Origin of the sequence: Luteimicrobium xylanilyticum, assembly GCF_009429125.1 — a bacterium.
Taxonomy (GTDB): Bacteria; Actinomycetota; Actinomycetes; order Actinomycetales; family Cellulomonadaceae; genus Luteimicrobium; species Luteimicrobium xylanilyticum.
Window position 1 is genome coordinate 3,091,787 of the sequence record NZ_CP045529.1, and the last position, 21,610, is coordinate 3,113,396.

Consider the following 21,610-nt stretch of genomic DNA (forward strand, 5'->3'; position numbering starts at 1 on the left):
TCAGGTGAGCGGCAGGCCTGCGAGCTGGCCGCGCCCCGTGATCCCGAGCTTCGGGAAGGCCCGGTGCAGGTGGGCGGCCACCGTCCGCGGCGAGACGACCAGCACGCTCGCGATCTCCTTGTTGCTCATGCCCTGCGCGGCCAGCCGCGCGACGACGAGCTCTCGTTCCGACAGCACGGCCGCGGGGTCGACGACCGCGCGCGCCGGCACCACGCCGACGGCTCTCAGCGCCGCACGCGCGCAGACCGCGAGCGCCTCGGCTCCGCTCGCCTCGAGGCCCGAGACAGCGGCCCGCAGCTGCTCGCGCGGGACGACGACCTGCCGACGACGACGCAGCGCCTCGCCGTACGCGAGCCGGGTGCGCGCCAGCTCCAGCCCCGAGCCCGCGGCGATCCCGCGCTCGACGGCGCGGTCGAACGCGTCGTCCTGCAGGTCCTCGTCGGTGAGCAGGGCGCACGCCCGGGCGACCCGCGCGTCGAGCGATGCCGACGCGACCGACGACGCGTCCTCGGCCACCTTCGCCACGACGTCCGCCGCTTCGTCGCGGTGCCCGCTGCGCGCCCCTGCCTCCGCGATGTCGGCGACCGCCCAGCGCGTCGTCGACGGATGCCGGGTCACGCGGCGCAGGTGCTCCCAGGCGCGCCGCTCGTCGTCGGCGAGCAGCGCAGCGAGGCCGGCCGCCCACTCCTCGTAGGCGAGGACGAAGACCGACACGTCGGCCCCGGCCTGGGCCTGACCGACCCGGCGCATCTCGTCGAGGCCGCCTTCGTCGCCGAGCAGGACGGCAGCCAGCCCGGCGACCGAAGCCGCGGCGCGGGCAAGGACGCCGAACCTGCGCTCGACCGCGAGCGACACGGCGGCAGCCGCGTCCGCCCAGGACAGAGCGAGGTCTCCGGCGAGCAGTCGGCTCTGGGCGCGCCCGCACAGGGCGACGATCTCGTCCCCGACGGCGCCGGTCGCGCGGTGCTGGCGTACCTGCACGTCCCACGCGCGCTCCGCCGCCGCGAGGTCGTGGCGCGACTCTGCCGCGCGCGCCAGGGCGTTGAGCCATCGCGTCGTCGAGCTCCCCGACGGCCCCATCGGCTCGTGCAGGGCCGACTCGATCGCCGAGTCCAGGATCTCGGCGAAGCGGGGCTTCAGCTGCCCGGCCACCCCGATCGGGTCGAGCATGCCCTGGGCGAGGTCCACCATCCAGCCGCCGCGGCCGTCGAGCGCTCCGAGCGCCTCCCGGACGAGCGCGACCTCGTCCGGCGGATGGCCACGCCACCAGATCCTGGCCGCGGCCCCGGCGAGCACGGTCGCGCTGAGCGCGCCGGCGTGCTCCGTAGGCGCCGCGCCGAGCCGTCGTGCGACGGCCGTGACGTCCTCGGTGGAACGGGCGGGCGTCCCGTAGCTGATCCCGAGCATGATCTCGGTGAGAGCGAGCCGCGCGACGTCGTCGGGCCGGTGGGCGAGCGCGAGCGCCTCCTGGAGCAGGGCGAAGCCGTCCTCCGGGAAGCCGCCGCGCCGCGCGCTCTCCGCCCCGAACGACAGCCGGCGGACCTTCGCGTCCACGTCGTCGGACAGGCGCGCCGCACGCGCGAAGGCCGCGGTGGCCTCACGGCGGGCGCCGCGCGCGTCCGCCGTGACCGCTGCCGCCTCGAGCTCCCCGGCGAGGGCCTCGTCGACCCAGGACACGGCGGCCGCCCGGTGCCACACGGCTCGGAATGGGTCGGCGCTCACCGCCGACAGGGCCTGGTGGACGGCCTGCCGCTCCGCCGTCGTCGCGCCGCCGTAGGTGACGGAGAGCAGCAGCGGGTCCGCAGGTCGCAGGGACCCGCCCGTCGGGTCGGCCAGGCCGTGACGCTCGAGCTCGTCGATCGCGGCAGGCGTCACGCCCAGGTCGGCCCCCGCGGCCAGGAGCTCCGCGAGCGGCGTGCCGGGGGCCGCGGCGGCTGCGAGCAGGAGCATCTGGCGGGCTCCGCGGGTGAGGTCGTCGACCTCGCCCAGGAGCGCCGACTCCAGACGCCGGGTGGCAGGCGGCTGCTCGCGGGGCTCACCGCCCGTGGACTCGAGGAGCCAGCTCGCACGCGCGAACTCGTGCAGGGCGAGCGGGTTGCCGCGTGCCTCCTCCAGCACCCGCTGCCTTCCTCGAGCGGACAGCCTGGGGTACGCCTCGTCCACCAGCGCGCGGGCCTGCTGACGGGTCAGACCCGCCAGCACGACCCGGGTCCGTTCCACCCCGTGCAGGACCTCGGTGCCGCGCCCGCTCTCCCGGAGGCCGACCACCAGCGCCAGATCGCCGGCCGCCGGGTGACGGGCGAAGAACTCGAGCACCTGGCGGGTCGGCGTGTCGACGTGCTCGAACCCGTCGACGACCACCACGACGGGCGCCGCGCGCGCCGCGTTCTCGATCAGTGCCAGGGTGGCGAGGCTCACGAACAGGTCGTTCCGCTCGACGGCCTCCCCGAGCCCGAGCACCGAGGCCAGCGCGTCGGCCTGGCGTCGCGGCACCGAGCCCAGGTCGCCCAGGAGGGGGTGCAGCAGCTGGTGGAGGTTGCCGAAGTCGGGTTGCCCTCCCGGCACCCCGGTCGTCGTCAGGATCTGGAGGCCGTCCGCCGACGCCTGCTCGGCGACCGCGGCCAGGAAGACCGACTTCCCGACGCCGACGGCACCCTCGACGACCACCACGGTGGCCCTGTCGCCGCCGGTCCGCGCCAGCTGCGCACGGACCGCCGACAGCTCCTGCTCGCGACCGATCACGCGGAGTCCCTCGCCCCTTCCTCGCCCTCCCCCCCGCGTCCATTGTCCGACGACGGCCCCGGGCCGTCCGTTCAGCGGCCGAGGAACAGCCGCACGTGCTCCGCCACCAGCACGGGCAGCTGGTCCAGGAAGCCGTGCCCGGCGTCCGGGTAGACCCGCAGCTGCGCGCCCGGGATCGCGTCCGCGAGCCGCACGCTGTTGGCCGTCACCATCATCGTGTCGTCGTCCCCGCACAGCACGAGCGTCGGCTGCGTGATCGCGGAGAGCCGCTCCAGGCGTGAGCGGTCGGGGATCCCCCAGGCGGTCAGCGCCACGAGCTGGGCGTCCCGCGCCGCGAGGCTCGTCGGGACGTCCGCCTCGGTGCGGGCCGACCGCCTCCGCAGGTGCTCCCACGCGAGCGCGGTGCTGGACGCCGACCCCGAGAAGAAGAGCGCGACGAAGTCGTCGGCGCTGGTCTCGTCCCCCGTCGCGTAGGCGTAGACGTCGTCGTTCCAGCGGTGCAGCCCCGGTGCCCCCATCGGCGCCGTCCCTCCGAGCACCAACCGGCGCACCAGCCGGGGGCGCGCGAGGACCACGTCCTGCGCGACGTGGCCGCCGAGCGAGAAGCCGAAGAGGTCGACGGTCTCGAGACCCAGCGCGTCGACGAAGGCGACGACGTCGAGGGCGTCCTCCCACACCGAGGTCCGCGTCGCGCCGCTCGAGCCGCCGACGCCGCGCAGGTCGACGGTGATCACCTCGCGGTCGGCGGCGAGGGCGTCGAGAAGGTCGGGGTCCCAGAAGTCCAGGTTCCCGCGGAAGTGCTGCAGCATGACGAGCGGCGGCGTCGTGCCGGGCGAGCCGAGGCGCCGGTAGGCGAAGGTGTCCCCGCCCACGTCGATGCTCCGGTTGGGCGTGGTGAGGGCGGTGTTCTCGGCCATGATGTGCTCCTTGTGCGTCGTCCGGGTGGCAGGTCGGGTCAGGCGAGGAACCGCGCCACCTCGGCGGCGAAGTCCTCGACGTGCTGGAAGAGGAAGGCGTGCCCCGCGTCGCTGCCGAGCACGGCTTTCGCGCGAGGCAGTCGTCCCGCCGTCGCATAGGTCGCGTAGGCGCTGATCATGACGTCGTGGGCGCCGTTCGCGACGAGGACGGGGAGAGGAAGAGGAGGTCCTCGTCGCCGTTGTGCTCGTGCGCGAGCACCTCTCCGACCTTCGCCGGCGGGGCGGGCAGGTCCGGCACACCGCCCGCGGAGCTGCCCGCCACGACCAGCCGAGGACGTCCACCTGCGTCAGGCCCAGGGCACGCGCGAACGCGACCGCGCCGTCGACGACGGCTCTCGACGGTCTCCGTCGCCTCTCCCGTCGAGCGGCTCGTCCCGCGGTCGTCGAACACGACGACCTGGCGCCCCGCGGCGAGCGCGTCCAGAAAGGCCGGGTGCGCGAAGCGCGTCTCCGCGGCGTCGGCGAGGAACCCGTCGCGCCGCCGCGCCGACGTCTCCGTCGCCGTCACGAGACCACGACCTTCTCGAGCCGGATCGACACGATCACCGGGTCAGGGACCTTCGCGCCCGTCTCGTCGCGGGAGAAGATCGCCCGGCTCGTCGGGACCAGCAGCCCGTCGACCCACGTGAAGTCGCTCGCGTACTGCGCGGCGGGCGTCCCGCCGGCGATGTCGACGGCGTAGTCGCGTCGGCGGATCAGACCCTCGGCGTCCACGTACAGCACCTGGTGGGGCGTGTGGGTCGCGACGTCGTCCGGGTACGTCACGCCGAGCATCCGGAAGGACCGTCCGTCACGTTCGACCGTGCCCAGCTCCTCGGTGCGGACCCCCGGAAGCACGAGGGACCGCGGCTCGGTCGTGTAGGTCCACATCGCGTACCCGGAGAAGTAGGCCAGCTGGAGGCGGGTCCAGGGGGTCTCCAGCGTGTGACCGGCGAAGGAGGCCCGCGGGTCGACGAGCTCGTCGACCACGGTGCCGTCGGTGCGCTCGACGGCGACGCGACCCGGAGTGAAGTCGGTGTGCAGGCCGGGCTCGAAGAACGGCTCCTGCCGGGTGTGCTCACGGTCCAGGTCGACGGTCACCTGGACGTCGTCGAGCGCGCCCGGATGGCCCTTCATCGCCCACAGCACCCCGCCGAAGAACTGGCGTGCCGTGATCGAGCTCGCCTCCTGCCACGCGCGCCGCCCGCCGTACGCCTCGAAGATCTCGTCCAGCAGTGTCATGGTCTTCCTCCCTCGTCGGTCCTTCGGTCAGGTCCCGACCGGCAGGCGTGCCGGGTCGGTGGCCAGGTCGGTGTCCGCGGTCAGGTCCGCCCGCCGCTCCGCCGCTGCCATGCGGCCGAGCTCGTGCGCCTCGCGCGTTCCGGGCGGCGCGCTCAGCAGCAGCAGCGTCGCCCCCGGGCACGCCGGCACGTCGAGCGGCTGCAGCCGCAGCTCCCACCGCTCCTGGCCCGTGCCGAGCACCACGGGACCCGGCGTCAGGCGCCTGGCCTCGTGCCGCGCCCACAGCTCCGCGAACCGCGCCCCGCCCACGTCGGAGAGCTCGTCGACGACCTCGGCGAACCTGCGTCCGCGCGGGTCGGCGTGGAAGCGCAGCGCAGCGAGCGCCGCCGCCGCCCCCCGTTCCCACCGCGCGTCGTCCCGCCGGGAGAATGCTTCGACCGCCGCGTTCGCGCCGACCGCCAGTGCGGGGTCGCAGATCCGCGCCGCCATGCCGTTGGCCGCGACGACGTCCTGGTTCCGGTCGACCACGACGGCCGGCAGGAACGTCAGCACGTCGACCAGCGCGGTCAGCGAGCGGTCCCTCGCACACGTCGGCGGCTGGTCCGCGGGCGTCTCGCCCGCGTCGAGCCTCGCGAGCCGCCGCAGGTAGGCGCGAGCGTCCGGGCCGAGCTGCAGTGCGCGCCCGAGCGCGCCGAGCACCTGCGCCGACGGCTGGTGCCCCCGTCCCTGCTCCAGCCGCACGTAGTACTCGGGGCTGATCCCCGCGAGCTCTGCGACCTCTTCCCTGCGCAGCCCCGCCACGCGCCGACGGCCCGGGTAGAGCCGCAGGTTCACGTCGGCAGGCCGCAGCAGCTGCCGCCTGTCCCTCAAGTAGGTCCCCACCAAGCCGCTCATCCGTCCAGCACCCCTCTCGCACGAGACACCGCGCTCGCCCTGGTAGCGAGTCTCGAACGGGAGGTGCGGTCCGGGCATCGGTCGCTTCGCCACACCTCACACGCCGGCGGTACGGGCCCACGAGGCCCGGCGGGACGGTCGGTCCGTCCGGCACGACGGCGTCCGTGCAGTCATCTGACCCATGCCGGTGGCGCGTGCGGTCCTGCTCCGGGGCGACCTGGTGACGCGGCGGGCGATGTCACACGTCGCCCAGCGCGCGGTGCACGCTGTGGACCGCGCTCGCCCCCTCGCCGACGGCGGCGGCGACGCGCTTGAGGGAGCCGTGCCGGACGTCGCCCACGGCGAACACGCCCGGCACGCTCGTCTCGAAGGGGAGCGGGCTGCGGCCCAACGCGCGCCACACGTCCGCCTGGGCGCCGAACGCGGGTGCTCCCTGCAGGTCGGTGTCCGTGAGGACGAACCCGTCGTCGTCCCGGGCGACGTCCCGGAGCCAGCCCGACGCCGGCTGGGCGCCGATGAAGCTGAACAGCCCCCGGGCCGGGACGCGGGTCCGGGGCCCCGATCGCCCTCGCGGCGCGACCGAGACGCTCTCCAGGTGCAGGCCGCCGTCGAGCGCGACGACCTCGTGGTCCTCGAGAACCGTGATCAGGTCGGTGGCACGGACGCGCTCCTCCAGGTAGCGCGACATGCCCTTGGCGAGGCCGTGGCGGGCCACGAGAGTCACCGTCGACCCGCTCCCCGCGAGGAAGAGCGCCGCCTGGCCCGCCGAGTTCGCGCCCCCGACCACCACGACCGGCCGGCTCGCGCACAGGCGCGCCTCCATCGCGGTCGCCGCCACGTAGATGTCGTCCGCGAACTCGTCCCACCGCGCCAGCTGCAGCGACCGGTACCGGACGCCGCTCGCGACGACGACCGCGCGCGGCTCGAGCGACGTCCCGTCCTCGAGCCGCAGCCTCAGCCGCCCCTGCACGACGTCGAGCCGGTCGGCGGGCCGAGGGACGAAGATCTCGGCGCCGAACTTCTCGGCCTGCAACCACGCCTGCTCGAGCAGCTCGGCGCCCGCGATGCCGTGCGCGAAGCCCAGGTAGTTCTCGATCCGCGCGCTCGCGGCCGCCTGCCCGCCGACGGTCTGGCCGTCCAGCACGACGGTCCGTAGGCCCTCCGAGGCCCCGTACACCGCGGCAGCCATCCCCGCGGGGCCCGCCCCGACGACCAGCAGGTCAGGGCTGGCCGTTCCCAGCCGGTCGTACGTCGCCCCCACGGTCCGCGCGAACAGGCTCGGCGTGGCGCCCTCCAGCACGACGTCCGCGCCGAGGACCACGGGGAGCGTGGCCCCGGTGGCTCCGGCGTCGTCGAGCCGGCTGCGACCCTCGACGCTCTCCGCGTCGAGCCAGACGTACGGCACACGCTGTCGCGCGGCGAAGGTGCGCAGCGCGAGCGAAGCGCGCGAGCGCGAGTCGCCGACGATGGCCATCGTCGCGGAGCCGACGCCCGTCCGCAGGAGCTCACGGCGCGCGACCAGCGAACGCAGCAGGAAGTCGGACAGCTCGGTCTCCTCGGCCATGAGCCTGCGGAAGTCCGCTTCACCGATCCGCCGCACACGCCCCGCACGGGACACCCGCGTCGTGACGAAGGCCATCTGGCCCGTCAGGAGGCCCAGCTCGCCGGTGAAGCTGTCCGTCCCGTACCGGGCGACGACCCGCTCCACGGGTGCTGCACCCGGGCCGGCGGACGCCTCCGGGACGACGACGTCCACGACGCCGCTCTCGACCAGGAACAGTCCTGCGACGGGTCCCCCGACCGCCGCGAGGACCGTGCCCCGGTCGACGTCCCCGGCGACGCCGAACCGCCTCAGGCGCCCCAGCTGGTCCTCGTCCAGAGCCGGGAACGCGACCGCGGCGTCGGTGGCCGACGTCCCTTCGCGTGCCAGCAGCGTCGCGCCGCGCAGGAGCGGCTCGCTCACCGGAGCGCCCTCTGGTCACCGGCCTGCAGCACGCGCTCGGCCCGGGCGATGCGTCCCCGCGCCACCTCGACCAGGCTCCGGGCCGCGACGCCGACGACCAGGGCCGTCACCAGGACCAGGAGCACGACCACACCGACCTGCCAGCCCGCGGGCCGCAGCACTCCCAGCCACACGATCACGTACTCGCCGACGGCGGCGAACGGGAACGTGAACGACCAGAAGCCCAACGTGAAAGGCAGCGCCAGGTAGCGGCGGACGAACGCGAGCTGGGCCAGGAAGAAGACCACGCCGACCCCGGCGAAGCCGGCCTGCACCGCGTCCATGTGCGGCCCGCGCATCGCGTACCACGCGAGACCGCCGACGACCGGTGGTGCCACGAGGATCGCCAGCGTCGGGACGAGGGGCGGCGGCAGCGGCGGCCGAGACGCCAGGCGCGCGAGCAGGACACCCAGCGTCACCACCCAGCCGAGGGTGGCGAGGAAGAAGGCGCCGGCCGCCACCTCGTCCCAGCCGCACCGTGCGGCCGCGTACGAACCGATGTAGCCGGCGGCCACCGTCGGCAGGAAATAGCCGCCGTGGACGGCGTCGACCGACACGCCGCCGTCCTGCAGGTGTCCGACGAACCAGCCCGCGAACACCGTCGCAGCGACGATCGCGAGCGCGACGACCACCTGGCCCGCTCCGCGCGAGTAGGGCAGCAGGGCGGTCCCCAGCAGCATCGCCACCACCGGCACGAGCGCCGCGATGGGGCCCTGCACGGGGTCCGCGAGCTGCTGCGACAGCGGCCTGCGCACCTGGGCGCCTCGGCGGACGTGCGCCGCCAGGAGCCAGACCCAGGCGACCGCCACGACGGCCCAGAAGGCGGACCCGACCGCCGTCGGGAACGACAGCGCGTCTCCCGCCGCCGTCCAGGCCTCGGCGAGGCCGGCGAGCCCGAAGGCCACCGCCAACGTGTTGAGCGGGATCCGGCCGGCCGGCGGCTTCGCGCCGCTCATGGCCGGCCCTTCCCTGGTCCCGAGGCCCCCGCCGACGGGTCGACGGCGCCGGCGACCGCGCTGACGAGTCGCGCGAGAGCGCCGGCCAGGGTCGCGAGCGTCTCCTCCTCGCCCTCGAGCGCGAACGCAGCGCCGAGGGTGCGAGGGCGGCGGTACAGCAGCGTGGTCGTCCCCGCGTCGGAGTAGACCAGCAGCCGCAACGGGAGGTCGAGCGCCGATCGGGGGTCGGCCTGCATCAGGCGCGTCCCCACCCGGGGGTTGCCGAAGGTCACCACCACCGCGTCGTCGAGCTCGAGCCCGACGTCCCTGGCGGCCGCCGCGTGGTCCACCAGCCCTGACACCGTCATGCCGCTCGCCGTGGCGGATCGCTCCACCTCGGCCACGGCGTCGGCCACCGTGCCCGGGACGGACAGCGCGACCAGGTCCTCGTCCATGCCTGCTCCTTGTCCTGCGTGCGTGACCGCCGTGCCCCTGAGAGGCCCGGTGCCCGGACGCCGCCGACGCGCGGCCGACGTCCGGGCACCGCGCGCCGTCAGGCCTTGATGAAGTCCAGGATGTCCTGGTCGAGCTGCTTCTGGTACGCGCCGTGGATGCCGTGCGAGGCACCCGGGTAGACCTTGAGCGTCCCGTGCTTGACCAGCTCGATGGACTTCCTCGCGGCGTCGTCGATCGGCACGATCTGGTCGTCGTCGCCGTGAGCGATCATGATCGGGACGTCGAGGGCCTTGAGGTCCTCCGTCTGGTCGGTCTCGGAGAACGCCTCGATGCAGTCGTACGCGGCGGGGAGGCCGCACATCATGCTCTGCCGCCAGAAGTCGTCCTTGAGCCCCTGCGAGACGTCGGCCCCCTCCCGGTTCGCACCGTAGAAGGGCTCGGCGAGCTCGTACCAGTACTGGAACCGGCGGTTGAGCACGTTGTCCCGGATCTCGTCGAAGACCTCGATCGGGGTCCCGTCCGGGTTCGACTCCGACTTGACCATGATCGGCGGGATCGCCCCCGCGGTCACGACCTTCGCGACGCGGCCGCCCGCGTACTTCGCCGCGTAGCGGACCGCTTCCCCACCGCCCGTCGAGTGCCCGACGACCACGACGTCGTGCAGGTCGAGGTGCTCGACGAGCTCCGCGAGGTTCCGCGCGTAGGTGTCGATGTCGTTGCCCGTGGAGGTCTGGGAGGACCGACCGTGCCCGCGGCGGTCGTGCGCGATCGTCCGGTAGCCGGCGTCGAAGAAGACCTTGAGCTCGGTCTGCCACGCGTCGGAGCTGAGCGGCCAGCCGTGGCACAGCACGATCGGCTGTCCCTCGCCCTGGTCGACGTAGTACATCTCGGTACCGTCGGAAAGTGTCAGGTAAGGCATGTCATGTCCCCTCTTCTGTGTGCAGGACGGCTCGTGCCCGCGGATGGACCGAACCCGCTGCCCCCGCTCACCGACCGTAGGCAGACCGGCCCGCGCCGAACCTGGCCGTGCGAGGGCCACGAAGCTCGGGCTCCCGGGTAGCCCTCGCACGACCAGGATCCGGGTCGCGCTCTTCCGTACGCTCCGAGGCGAGCCGGAGAGAGGACCGCCATGACCGACGCTTCGCCCGCGCCCCCGACCGTGGAGGCGAGGGACGTGGAGAAGGTCTACGCCGACGGTGCCTCGGCCGTGGCCGCGGTACGGGGCGTGTCCCTGGTGCTCCGGCGGGGCGAGATGGTGGCGGTCGTCGGGCCGAGCGGGTCGGGGAAGTCGACGTTCCTGTCGTGCCTCGCCGGCCTCGAGCGGCCGACGTCCGGCAGCGTGCGCGTCCTCGGGCACGACCTCGCGACCGCCGGGGCACGGACGCTGGCTCTCCTGCGGCGCGAGCGGATCGGCTTCGTCTTCCAGGCGTACAACCTCGTCTCGTCGCTCACGGCCCAGGAGAACGTCGAGCTGCCGCTGCGCCTCGCCGGCGGTCGGACGAGCGCCCGCTCCGCCGCGTCCGCTGCTCTGGCGCAGGTGGGTCTCCTCGAGCAGGCGGACCGCCGCCCCGCCGAGCTGTCCGGTGGACAGCAGCAGCGGGTCGCGATCGCCCGCGCCCTCGCCGTGCGCCCTGACGTCGTCTTCGCGGACGAGCCGACCGGAGCGCTCGACACCGCGAGCGGGTCAGGCGTGCTGCACCTGCTCCGCGGGCTCGCGGAGGAGGGCGGCTCGGTCCTGCTCGTCACCCACGACGTCGTGGGTGCGGCGACGGCGGACCGGGTGCTCGTGCTGCGGGACGGGTCCGCGGTCGCCGAGCTCCGGGCGCCCATCCCCGAGCTCGTCCTCGCCGCGCTCGACGGCGCACGGCAGACGTCGTGACCGCGCTGCTCCGGCTCGGGTACGCCGAGCTCAGGGCAGGCCTGACCGTGTGGCTGGGCGTGCTCGCCGTGTCCGCCACGGCGGGACTCGCGACCGGGCTGGCCGTGAGCCCGGTCGTGACGGCGACCGACACCCCCGGGGTGGCGGCGCTCGCGCTGTACGGCCTGAGCGGCACCACCCTGGCGTTCACCGCGGTGGCGGTCGGGATCACGGTCGCCTCGGTGGCCGAGCTGACGCTCGCGCTGCTGCGCCGCCGGCTCGCGCTCTGGCTGCTCGCGGGCGTGACTCCCGCACAGACCTCGGCCGTGGCGCTCGGACAGCTCGTCGTCGTGGCCCTCGTGGGCGCGGCGGCAGGGGCTGGGCTCGCCGTCGTCGCCGCGCCCTGGCTGGTGGGTCTCGCGATCGAGGACGTCGCCGGCCTCGCGGGCGTCCGCGTGCACCTGGGCGAGGTCGGCGCCGCCGTGGCCGCGGCCGCCGTCGTGGTCCTCGCGACGATCTCCGGCGTGCGACCCGCGCGCCGGGCCGGACGCATCGTGGGAGCCGACCCGAGACGCGACGCCGGCACCGAGCGCACCGCGATGGGCAAGGGGCGCTGGGCCCTGGCTATCGCGACCGTCGCGGCCCTGGCCGCCGTCGCCGTCGGCGCACGAGGAGCGGACGACCCCGAGACTGCCGTGCTGCTCGTCGCCCCCCTGGCCGCGACCGCGCTCGTGGCGCTCGCGCCGACGTTCGCGGCTGACGGAGTGCGGCGCTGGACCGGGCTCGTCGCCAGGCAGCCGGCAGCGACCTGGCTGCTCGCCCGCGCCCAGACCGGTGAGCTGCTGCGGCGCAGCAGCGGTCCCCTCGGTCCCCTGGTCACCGTCGTCGCGCTCGGTGGCGGCATCCCGGCGGCGCACGTCGCGGCCGGGGAGGCGGCCGGCAGCCGGCAGCCGGACGCCTCCGGCGCGTCGGGGCTGCTCCTCCTCCTCGCGCTGCCGCTCTTCGTGACCCTCGTGGGCTCCGCGACCGCCGTGGTGATGTCGGACCGCGAACGGACCACCGACGCCGCCGTCGCGCTCAGCGTGGGCGCGACCCGCGCTCAGGTCGTCACGGCGGCCCTGGCGCACGTGCTGATCGTCGTCGTGTCCGCGACGGCCGTCGGCCTCCTCGCGGTCGCTGCGACGTGCGCCACCGCGGCGTGGGCGTTCGGACCCGGGTCCGCCGTGGCCGGCGCGCCCACCGCTCTCGCTTCCGTCGGGGTCGCAGCCGCCCTGTGCGCCGTCGTCCAGGCCGCGGCGCTGCTCCCGGCGGTCGCCCGGGCCACCCGGCAGCGCCGGCACGACGACGCGCCGCCACCCCCGCAGGGATGACGGCGCGTCGGCCGTGCGTCGCGGTCGGTCAGCCGCGCTTCCAGCGCGGGAACGCCGAGGCGCCCGCGTAGGTCGCGGCGTCGTCGAGGGACTCCTCGATGCGCAGCAGCTGGTTGTACTTGTTGATGCGCTCGCCACGAGCGGACGCGCCCGTCTTGATCTGGCCCGCGTTCACGGCGACGGCGAGGTCGGCGATGGTCGTGTCCTCGGTCTCGCCCGAGCGGTGCGACACCATCGCGGTGTAGCCGCTGCGCTGCGCGAGCTCGACGGCCTCGAGCGTCTCGGTCAGCGTGCCGATCTGGTTGAGCTTCACGAGCAGCGAGTTCGCAGCCTTGAGCTCGATGCCCTTGGCGAGACGCTCCGGGTTGGTGACGAACAGGTCGTCGCCGACGACCTGGATCTTGTCGCCGAGGCGCTCGACGAGCGCGACCCAGCCGTCCCAGTCCTCCTCGTTCAGCGGGTCCTCGATCGAGACCAGCGGGTAGTCGGCGACGAGGCCCTCGTAGTACTCGATCAGCTCGGCGGCCTGCAGCGACTTGCCCTCGAACGCGTACTTGTCGTCGTCGAAGAACTCGCTGGACGCGACGTCGAGCGCGAGCGCGACGTCCTTGCCCGGGGTGAACCCGGCCTTCTCGATGGCGACGACGATGAGGTCGAGCGCGTCGCGGTTGCTCGGCAGGTTCGGCGCGAAGCCGCCCTCGTCGCCGAGGCCCGTGCCGAGCCCGCGCTCCTTGAGGACGCTCTTGAGCGAGTGGTAGACCTCCGCACCCGTGCGCAGCGCCTCACGGAACGTCGGCGCGCCGATCGGCGCGATCATGAACTCCTGGATGTCGACGTTCGAGTCCGCGTGCGACCCGCCGTTGAGGATGTTCATCATCGGGACGGGCAGGACGTGCGCGTTCGGGCCGCCGATGTAGCGGTAGAGCTCGAGGCCCGCGCTCTTCGCGGCGGCCTTGGCCACGGCGAGCGAGACGCCGAGGATCGCGTTCGCGCCGATGCGGCCCTTGTTGGGCGTGCCGTCGAGGTCGATGAGCGCCTGGTCGACGAGGCGCTGGTCCTCGGCGTCGAACCCGATGAGCTCGGGGGCGATCTCGTCGATCACGGCGTCGACCGCGCCCTGGACGCCCTTGCCGCCGTAGCGGGCCTTGTCGCCGTCACGGCGCTCGACGGCCTCGAACGCGCCGGTCGAGGCACCCGAGGGGACGCCCGCGCGAGCGAACGTGCCGTCGTCGAGCACGACCTCGACCTCGACGGTGGGGTTGCCGCGGGAGTCGAGGATCTCGCGGGCACCTACGGCTTCGATGCTGGCCACAGTGGCTCCTTACGAAGAGGGGAGGGATACGACCTCAGCGTAGTGCCCGTGGCGCGCACCAGCAGTCCCGGCCGTCAGGCGAGACTCACCGAGCCCTCAGCCCGGACGCTTCGCCGGGGCCCGCAACTTGGCCCGTCGTGCGATCCCCCGCGCCTCGCGCTGCACCCGCTCCCGCAGCGCTCGCCGACGACGCCGGTAGTCGTCGGGACGCTCGAGCGCCTCCGTGATCTCCTCGAGCCCCTTGTCGCGCGGGTGGAACGGCAGGTGGCCGCGGTGCAGGCAGCCCCACAGGGGTGAGCGGAGCAGCTTGACCGGGTCCAGGGCGCCGACCCGGCGCAGCACGTCGTCGGGGACGTCCTGCGGGTCGTCCTTGACGTACCGCGCGACGATCTCGTCGTAGGCGGCGTCGAGGACCGTCGACGACGGGTCGAGCCCGGTCACCAGGAGAAGGCCCGTCGGGTGGGTGTCCGCCACCAGGACGGTGAGGTCGGGCCGGTAGGTCCGCAGGACGTCCTGCATGTGGAAGACGTCGCCCGTCCACGCGCTCGTGTGCCGGTCGCGGGCGGCCTCGTCGACGGTGCGCGGGAACATGTCGTCGAAGACGATCACGCTCGACCACGTGCAGTGCTTCTCGACGTTGATGAAGTCGCGCAGCGCGAACTCGAACAGGTGCATGCCGTCGATGAACGCCAGCTCGATCTCGCCCCCCAACCAGTCCGTGGCGTCCGGGCGGGCGAAGTAGTCGTCGCTCGTCGTCCGCTCGAGGCTGACGGTGCCGCGGAGCGGCGCCTTCACGAGGAACTCCGGGTCGATGCCGACGCTGCGGCTCTGGGGCCTGCTCCGTGCGAGGCTGTCGCCGTTGCGGACGCCGATCTCCAGGTAGGTGCGAGGACGCAGCCGCGTGTGCAGCTCGCCGAGGAAGTCGAGGTAGGGCATGCGCGGGGGCGTCTTCGTCTTCTTCGCCTGGGTGCTCGCCATCGCCCCATCATGCGCGCCGGGGCCGGACTTGTCCCGGGACGGCGCCAGCGCATCGGCGCGTCAGGGGGTTCGGCGCTCCCACAGCTCGAACGGGTCCGCGGTCCCCACGTGCACGAACTGCTCCTCGAAGACGCGCTCCGACTCGCCCCGCAGCCAACGTCCGTCCTGCGGCAGGGGCAGGAACGCGGCGTCCGACGTCGCGAGCTGGCGCAGCATCTCGGCCGTCCAGGCGGGGTTGTCGTCGAGCACGGTCCCGGTCACCGGTGCTCCCGACCGGGTCGCGGCGAGGACGCCCTGCCCGTAGACGTCGGGCGGGACGTCGCAGCCGCGCTCCGCGTTCGGCGTCGCCGCGTCCGCGCGGACCACCGCCGACGCCAGCCCCCACACGCAGCGGTGACCGGCCGCCCACGTGGCCACCGACGCGTTCGAGGGCTGCGCGGGCTTCGTCGGCAGGCACGCGCTCACCGCGCACACCGCGAGGACCGCCGCGCCCAGGGTCGCGGTGACCGCGGCCCACGGGACGCCCCGCTCCCCCGCCCGACGACGCAGCCTCCGCCCCCACGACCGGGCGGCGGCGCCCGCAGCCCCCGCGAGCAGGGCGAGCGCCGGCGCGGGGAAGGCGGCGTAGTGGTAGAAGAACGACGGCGCGACCAGCACCGTCAGCGCCTGCGCGACGGCGAGCAGCGCCCACGTCGTCGTCTCGTCCCGGCGGGCGTCGGAACGCGAGCGCGCCCACCGCGCCACCCCGACGACGACCGTCGCGACCAGCGCGACCGCCACGACGACGCCCCCGACCCGCAGGGCAGCGTCCGACCACGACGTCGAACCGAACCCGTCGAACGGCGAGAACCTCCGCAGCCGGTACGCGAACGCGTCCACGGTCGCGGGCCGCCCCGCCTGGGCCGTCACGGTGTCGCGCCACACCGCCGACTCAGCGAGCGCCACGAACGGCCCGACGACGACCGCCACGACCGCGGCGCCGCCCCCGACGAACCACCCGGCGGCGCGCAGCCCGCGGGTCGCGAGGACGACGACCAGCAGGACGACCGCGGTGACGCCGGCCCACAGCTTGAAGGTGAGCGCGACGCCGGTGAGCGCACCCGCGAGCAAGGGTGCCGTCGTCGTCGGGCGGAGGCGGGAAGCCGCACGCCCGACGGCACCCCCGCCAGCCGGCCGCTGGAGGACGAGCAGCGCGAGCAGCAAGCACACGGTGAGGACGGGCTCGAGGAGCGCGACGCGCTCCGTGCGGACCACGGGCGTCCAGACGGCGTACAGCCCCGCACCCACCAGCACCGCCGCGGTCCCTCGCCGCCGCAGCAGCAGCCCGACCAGCACCGTGCACACGACACCGAGCAGCACGATCCCGGCCCGCCCCACAGCGAGCGCCCACGCGTCACCCGTCCACCGTGCCAGCCACGCGAGCGGCGTCATCGCGAGCGGCATCCCGGGCGGGTGCAGGTAGAGGACGTCGCGGTACGGAAGGTGACCGTGCACGAGCTGCACGGACACCGAGTACATCGTCGCGTCGTCGAGCTCGCGCGCGGCGACGAGCTGCCGGGGGTCGAGGTACGCCCACCCGCGCGTCAGGAGCGCGAGCGCCGCGACCGCGACGAGCGGCAAGCGCGGAGGGCGAGTCACCGCGCCATCGTACGGGCGCCGGTCGTGGCTCGGGCGGCGGGGAGAGGGGTAGGGGTGCGCGGTCTACCATCCGGCCGCTCGTTCCTCGCGGCCTCCCGCCAGGCCCGCCACGACCGCGCACCCCTACCCCTCGCCCCGCCTCTGCCTGCCCGGTCACCTCGGGTGCGCGGACGGCTCGCCGTGCCCACGCGCGGACCGTCACCGGGCGAGCATCACCCCGTCACGTTCGCCGCGAACACGTGCAGCCGCGGGACGTCCGGGAACGTCACGTAGGCGATCGTCTTGCCCGCGGTGACCGGAACGGTCGTGGCGTACAGGCTGACCTTCGTGTCGCGCGAGTACCCCGAGTCGGCCGGGCGGTTCCAGTACGGCGTGGTCGCGACGAGCACGGAGCCCGCTACGGCCTTGTTGCTGTACCAGTCGTTGACGTCCACGGTCGCGGTCGACGTGGTGCCGTCGGTGTACGTGATCGTCAGGTCGCCCTTCTGCTCGCCGTTGGTGCCGGTGGCGAGCAGTGCGAGGCTCGTGCCGGAGCCGGAGAGCGCGACGGTCTGCCCGGCGGCGCTGACGGCGTCGGGCTCGTCGGCGGCGACGTCCGGGAAGACGAGCCCGCCGTACCCGCCCGGGATCGCCTTGCCGGGCACGACCCCGACGGACGCGAGCGCCTGCAGCGAGTACGAGTACCCGGAGCCGTCGAGGTTGCCGGCGGTCTCGTCGGCGTCGTCGCTCACCCGACCGTGTCGTACGCGGCGGCCAGCGACGCGTACGGCACCTGGACGGTCGCCGTGCCCGACGACGTCCCGCCCGCATACCGCGATGTCGCCGTGATCGTGGTGTCGCCGGGCGTGGCGTCCGCCGGCACCGACACGCGCCACGTGGAGCTGACCGACGTGCCCGGCGCCACCTTGCTCGTCCTGATCGTGCGGGGCGAGGTGGTCCACCCGTCGGGCAGGTCGAGGCTCGTGCGGACGTCGCGGGCCGTCGTCGTGGACTTGTTGGTGAACGTCGTGCGGACCGTCACCGTCTTCCCGGCCTTCGCCAGGCTCGGCGCCTTCACGCTCACCCAGCGCGGCTGCGTCGTCTTCGTCACCGAGAAGTAGTCCCTGGTGGGCAGGCTCGACGACGAGTCCCCCGCCCGGACCGTGTACGTGCCCGGGGTCAGGGCCCAGGTCTGGGCCTGGGTGCTCCACACCGACGCGTCCTTCGCGGTGATCGTGACGTGCACCTTGGTGCTCTTGCCCGGCTCGAGCGCGACCTTCTGGAACCCGACGAGCGACTTCGGCGGCTCGCCCGCCTTCTTCGGCTGGGACAGGTAGACCTGCACGACGTCGGAGCCCGCGACCTTGCCGGCGTTCGTCACCGTCGCGGTCGCCACGATGCTGCCGTTCTCCTTCATCGTCGCCTTGCTCAGGTGCAGCCCCGAGACCCGGAACTTCGTGTACGAGAGGCCGTACCCGAACGGGAAGAGCGGCTCGACGTCCTTCGCGTCGTACCACCGGTAGCCCACGTCGAGGCCCTCGGAGTACTGGACCTTGCCGTCGGTGCCCGGCCACTGGGCGTCCGTGGACGCCGGGACGTCCGCCAGCGACTTCGGGAACGTCACCGGCAGCTTGCCGGACGGGTTCGTGTCGCCGAACAGGATCGACGCGATCGCGTTCCCGGACTCCTGGCCCGGGTACCAGGCCTCGAGCACGCCCGCGACGTCGTCGACCCACGGCATCGTGACCGCCGAGCCCGTGTTGAGGACGACCACGGTGCGCGGGTTGGCCTTGGCCACGGCCGCGATGAGGTCGTTCTGCCGGCCCGGGAGGTCGATGTTCTCCAGGTCGCTGCCCTCGGACTCGAAGTCGTTCGCGTAGAACACGGCGACGTCGGCCTTCTTCGCGGCGGCGACGGCGTCGGCCATCGGGTCGCTGCCGGGCGTCGTCCAGCCCAGGCTCACGAGCGCGTCGCCCGTGCCCTGGTAGTAGTCGACCTCGATGTCCACGGCCTTGCCCTGGGTGAGGTCGACCGTCCCGGTGACGGTCTTGCTGGCGTGGTCGCCCCAGTTGTCGATCACGGTCTTGCCGTCGATCGTGAGGCGCGAGCCGTCGTCGCTGGTCAGCGAGAACGTGTAGGTGCCCGTGCTGGGAGCGGTGAGCGTGCCCTTCCAGGAGGCCGAGAAGTTCTCCGCGGGAACGCCGTCGGCCGGGGCGCCGTGCCACGTGAAGTCGACGTCCGGGTCGGTGCGCGTGACCGTCGGGTCACCGCTCAGGTCCTTGTTCGCGTAGTACGCGGCGGTGAGACCGTGGCCGTCGCCCGAGGTGGGGGCAAGGACGTCCGTCGGGACCGCGGGCAGCTTGCCCGAGCTCGACGGCCCCTGGGCGTACGTGACGTCCACGCCCGCCTTCTTCGCCCGGGCCGTGATCCCGGCGAGCGGGGTCACCGTGCCGGTGCCCGCGACCGCGGCGCTGCCGCCGCCCGCGCTCATGGTGTTCTCGCCGGCGCCGTCGCCGATCACGGCGACCGACTTCGTGCTCTTCGTGAACGGCAGGACGTTCCCGTCGTTCTTCAGGAGCACCGTGCCGTCCTCGGAGACCTTCCGGGCCGTGGCGACGTGCGCCGCGGTGGAGGCGTCGGCGTCGGGCGTGTCCGGGCTCGGGTTCGTGACCAGGCCGAACCGGAACTCCTCCCGCAGGATCCGGGTCACCATGTCGTCGACCCGGCTCGTCGGCACCTGGCCGTCCTGCACGGCCGTCTTGAGCGCCGTCCCGAAGTACGTCGAGCCGGGCATCTCCATGTCCAGGCCCGCGTTCGCGGACGCAACCGTCGAGTGGGTGCCGCCCCAGTCCGACGTGATGAAGCCCTGGAAGCCGAACTGGTTCTTCAGGATGTTGTTCAGGTAGGAGTTCTCGCACGCGAACGGGCCGTTGACCGAGCTGTACGAGCACATCACCGACGACGGCTTCGCCTCGTCGACGATCGTCCCGAACGCCGCGGTGTAGATCTCGTGGACCGTGCGGTCGTCGACGATCGCGTCGTCGTCGGCGCTGTTGCGGTTGGTCTCCTGGTTGTAGACGGCCCAGTGCTTGACCTGCGCCATCACACCCTGGGACTGGATCCCCTCGATGTCTTGGGCGCCGATCTGGCCGGTCAGGAACGGGTCCTCGGAGTACGACTCGAAGGCGCGGCCCCAGCGCGGGTCGCGGACGATGTTGACGGTGGGGCCGAGGTCGACGTCGACCCCCTTGGTCTTGTCCTCCTGCCCGATGACCTTCCCGTACGCCTTCGCGGCGCTCGTGTCCCAGGTGGCCGCGAGAGCCGCGGCCGACGGGAGCTGGGTCGTGTCGCTCATGCGGACCCCGACGGGGCCGTCCTGCAGCTTGAGCTGGGGGATGCACAGGCGCGGGATGCCCGAGACCAGGCCCGTGTACGAGCCGGCCGCGGTCCCGTGGACCAGCGTGATCTTCTCGTCGAGCGTCATCTGCTCGACGACCTGCTTCGCGCGCGCCGTGTCGGAGGCGTGCGACGTGACCCACGGGCACGCGTCGCTCGCGGCGGCCGGGGCTCTCCCGGCGATCGCCGTCGTCGTGCCGCCCGGCGAGCCCGACGCCTGCGCGACGGCCGGCGCGGCCGCGAGCGCGAGAGCCGCGGCCGCGGCGACGCCGACGGCACGGGCGCGCCCTCTCCTCTTCCTGGGTTCCTGCGGTGCTGCTGTCGTTCCGGACACCTGGTCCTCCTGAGATACCTCGTCGTTGCTCAGGACCGTGCGGAACCGGACCGCCGTGGCGGCCGGGCACGGTGGGGGCCCCTGGATCCCCTGGTCCATGTCACCCGCATGCTTCACCTTCGGCAACTTGAGACAGCGTTGTCGGAACAACTCACGGCCGACGGCGCAGCACGCCCCGCACGGCATACTGGGGCACCGGTGCGCCGCACCGACGCCGCAACCCGCCACGGATGAGGACCCATGACCGACCCGACCGACTTCTCGCTGCCCGACCCGCTCGAGGACGCCCACGACGCCATCCAGAAGCTGGGCGCCGCCATCCAGGCCGCCGAGCTCAACGTCGCCCAGCTCCCCGACACGAGCGTCTCCAGCAACCTGCTGCTCGGCTTCGGCGACGACGGCTACGTCCTCGTGACCGTCGTCAGCGGCAACGAGGTCACCACCTACCTCACCACCGGCGCCGCAGCAGACCTCGACCACGACCGCCTCGCCGCGCTCGAGTTCGCCAACGCGCGCACCCGCGAGAACCCCGCCCTGCCCGTGTTCCTGCACGACGGCGGCGACGAGCACTGGGACTTCCTCGTCCAGCAGAGCCACCCCACCGCGATCCTCACGGAGAACCCCGGGTTCCTGCGCGGCATGATCCAGGCGAACATCGCGCGCACCGTCGCGGTGCGCGAGGCGCTCGGGGGGTCGACGCTCGGCGGGCGGGCGTACGAGGCGACGCCCGAGGACCTGCAGCGGCTGGCTCAGCGCGCGATCGTCTGACGTCCCGCGTCGGGCCGGGCTCCCCCGGCCCGACGGCGCAGGTCAGCCCGTGTGGTCGGGCGGCGGGACGGCCCGCGGACGCCTGACACCCAGGCCGAGCGCGGCGAGCACGAAACCTTCGAGCGCCAGCGCCACGAGCACTCCCCCGACGACGTCGGAGGGGCGGTGCGCGAACCCCGTCACGTTGTAGATGCCGGCCACGAACGTCAGCAGCAGGACGACGAACGCCCCTTCGGCCCGCCATCGCCCGGTGCCCCACAGCGCGAGGACCGCGCAGGCGAGCGCCGTCGTCGTCGCCATGTGGGACGAGGGGAACGTGTTCTCCACGTAGGCGAACGTGCCGTGGTACGGACGAGGCAGATGCTCCTTGAGCAGCTCCGACCCGACTGCGGCGAGCACGACCACGACGGCCTGAGCGAGCACGGGACGGACCGTGCGGCGCATCAGGGCCCGCACGCCGAGCACCACCGTCGCGGCACCGAGGAGCATCGGGACACCGTCGCGGACCGGGCCTGCGAGCTCGCCGAACGGGACGGCTTGGAAGCGGGCGAAGACCACGGCGTCCTGCCGCTGGCCCGCCTGGGTGCACACCTCGACGAGATAGACGAGGACGAACAGCGCTACCGAGGCCAGCGCGCCTGCGCACAGCTGCCGCCCGGTCAGCGGGACGCGGTAGGCGGTCCGGCGCGCGCCAGAGGCGCTCGCGGCGAGCCGCGGCTGAGGTGGGGCCGGCGCCTCCATACGGGAACC

19 protein-coding genes are annotated in these 21,610 nt (G+C 73.8%); 3 read left to right on the forward strand and 16 right to left on the reverse strand.

The annotated features are described in order from the left end of the window. The 10 genes from KDY119_RS13700 to KDY119_RS13745 all read right to left on the reverse strand — a co-directional run bounded on the left by KDY119_RS13700 (position 1) and on the right by KDY119_RS13745 (position 10,146). A complete protein-coding gene (locus tag KDY119_RS13700; protein WP_036946978.1) occupies positions 1-2,742 on the reverse strand; it encodes a helix-turn-helix domain-containing protein in 2,742 nt (913 codons plus the stop codon). 71 nt (positions 2,743-2,813) lie between these two features. Beyond that, positions 2,814-3,659: an alpha/beta fold hydrolase gene (locus KDY119_RS13705; protein WP_036946981.1), complete on the reverse strand. Its 846-nt coding sequence runs from the start codon at positions 3,657-3,659 to the stop codon at positions 2,814-2,816. A 38-nt stretch (positions 3,660-3,697) separates the two neighbouring features. Continuing rightward, complete coding sequence (locus KDY119_RS13710; RefSeq protein WP_153022436.1) at positions 3,698-3,838, reverse strand: hypothetical protein; 141 nt, start codon at positions 3,836-3,838, stop codon at positions 3,698-3,700. Continuing rightward, the gene (locus tag KDY119_RS13715; protein ID WP_051136223.1) at positions 3,835-4,227 is read right to left on the reverse strand and encodes a hypothetical protein; all 393 of its coding nucleotides are present in this window, start codon (positions 4,225-4,227) and stop codon (positions 3,835-3,837) included. The genes KDY119_RS13710 and KDY119_RS13715 overlap by 4 nt, the downstream gene beginning before the upstream one ends. Next, a complete protein-coding gene (locus KDY119_RS13720) occupies positions 4,224-4,940 on the reverse strand; it encodes a hypothetical protein (RefSeq protein WP_036946984.1) in 717 nt (238 codons plus the stop codon). Before KDY119_RS13720 ends, KDY119_RS13715 begins: the two co-directional genes overlap by 4 nt. Before the next feature lie 27 nt (positions 4,941-4,967). After that, positions 4,968-5,834: a helix-turn-helix domain-containing protein gene (locus KDY119_RS13725; protein ID WP_227994350.1), complete on the reverse strand. Its 867-nt coding sequence runs from the start codon at positions 5,832-5,834 to the stop codon at positions 4,968-4,970. A gap of 238 nt (positions 5,835-6,072) precedes the next feature. Continuing rightward, positions 6,073-7,797 carry an FAD-dependent oxidoreductase gene (locus KDY119_RS13730; RefSeq protein ID WP_051136225.1) on the reverse strand — a complete coding sequence of 575 codons (1,725 nt, stop codon included), beginning with the start codon at positions 7,795-7,797 and terminating at the stop codon, positions 6,073-6,075. Continuing rightward, on the reverse strand, positions 7,794-8,792 hold the full coding sequence (locus tag KDY119_RS13735; protein ID WP_153022437.1) for an SLAC1 family transporter: 999 nt from the start codon (positions 8,790-8,792) through the stop codon (positions 7,794-7,796). Before KDY119_RS13735 ends, KDY119_RS13730 begins: the two co-directional genes overlap by 4 nt. Further along, complete coding sequence (locus KDY119_RS13740) at positions 8,789-9,226, reverse strand: DUF302 domain-containing protein (protein WP_051136226.1); 438 nt, start codon at positions 9,224-9,226, stop codon at positions 8,789-8,791. Before KDY119_RS13740 ends, KDY119_RS13735 begins: the two co-directional genes overlap by 4 nt. A gap of 98 nt (positions 9,227-9,324) precedes the next feature. Next, complete coding sequence (locus KDY119_RS13745) at positions 9,325-10,146, reverse strand: alpha/beta fold hydrolase (protein ID WP_036946990.1); 822 nt, start codon at positions 10,144-10,146, stop codon at positions 9,325-9,327. Between the two features lie 210 nt (positions 10,147-10,356). Here KDY119_RS13745 and KDY119_RS13750 point away from each other — a divergent pair, with 210 nt between their 5' ends. Both KDY119_RS13750 and KDY119_RS13755 read left to right on the forward strand, forming a co-directional pair. Further along, positions 10,357-11,106: an ABC transporter ATP-binding protein gene (locus KDY119_RS13750; RefSeq protein ID WP_036946992.1), complete on the forward strand. Its 750-nt coding sequence runs from the start codon at positions 10,357-10,359 to the stop codon at positions 11,104-11,106. Next, positions 11,103-12,455, forward strand: a complete 1,353-nt coding sequence (locus KDY119_RS13755; protein WP_153022438.1) for a hypothetical protein — start codon at positions 11,103-11,105, stop codon at positions 12,453-12,455. Before KDY119_RS13750 ends, KDY119_RS13755 begins: the two co-directional genes overlap by 4 nt. 28 nt (positions 12,456-12,483) lie before the next feature. Here the strand turns inward: KDY119_RS13755 and eno are convergent, their stop codons facing one another. From eno to KDY119_RS13780, 5 genes are all read right to left on the reverse strand, one after another. Further along, entirely contained in the window at positions 12,484-13,767 is a 1,284-nt protein-coding gene (gene eno, locus KDY119_RS13760) for a phosphopyruvate hydratase (protein ID WP_036946998.1), read from the reverse strand. Positions 13,768-13,863: 96 nt separating this feature from the next. Further along, on the reverse strand, positions 13,864-14,745 hold the full coding sequence (locus tag KDY119_RS13765) for a class I SAM-dependent methyltransferase (protein ID WP_051136227.1): 882 nt from the start codon (positions 14,743-14,745) through the stop codon (positions 13,864-13,866). Positions 14,746-14,805: 60 nt separating this feature from the next. Next, positions 14,806-16,383, reverse strand: coding sequence for a glycosyltransferase 87 family protein (locus tag KDY119_RS13770; protein WP_153022439.1), 1,578 nt, complete (start codon positions 16,381-16,383; stop codon positions 14,806-14,808). 212 nt (positions 16,384-16,595) lie between these two features. Beyond that, positions 16,596-17,114: an RNA-binding protein gene (locus KDY119_RS13775; protein WP_036947004.1), complete on the reverse strand. Its 519-nt coding sequence runs from the start codon at positions 17,112-17,114 to the stop codon at positions 16,596-16,598. Further along, positions 17,111-20,092 carry a glycoside hydrolase family 3 C-terminal domain-containing protein gene (locus KDY119_RS13780; RefSeq protein ID WP_194174233.1) on the reverse strand — a complete coding sequence of 994 codons (2,982 nt, stop codon included), beginning with the start codon at positions 20,090-20,092 and terminating at the stop codon, positions 17,111-17,113. The genes KDY119_RS13775 and KDY119_RS13780 overlap by 4 nt, the downstream gene beginning before the upstream one ends. Positions 20,093-20,332: 240 nt before the next feature. On the opposite strand from KDY119_RS13780, the gene KDY119_RS13785 reads away from it, so the two are divergent. After that, positions 20,333-20,860: a hypothetical protein gene (locus KDY119_RS13785; protein WP_036947007.1), complete on the forward strand. Its 528-nt coding sequence runs from the start codon at positions 20,333-20,335 to the stop codon at positions 20,858-20,860. A 42-nt stretch (positions 20,861-20,902) separates the two neighbouring features. Here the strand turns inward: KDY119_RS13785 and KDY119_RS13790 are convergent, their stop codons facing one another. Continuing rightward, complete coding sequence (locus tag KDY119_RS13790) at positions 20,903-21,601, reverse strand: phosphatase PAP2 family protein (RefSeq protein WP_036947010.1); 699 nt, start codon at positions 21,599-21,601, stop codon at positions 20,903-20,905. Positions 21,602-21,610: the final 9 nt, after the last annotated feature.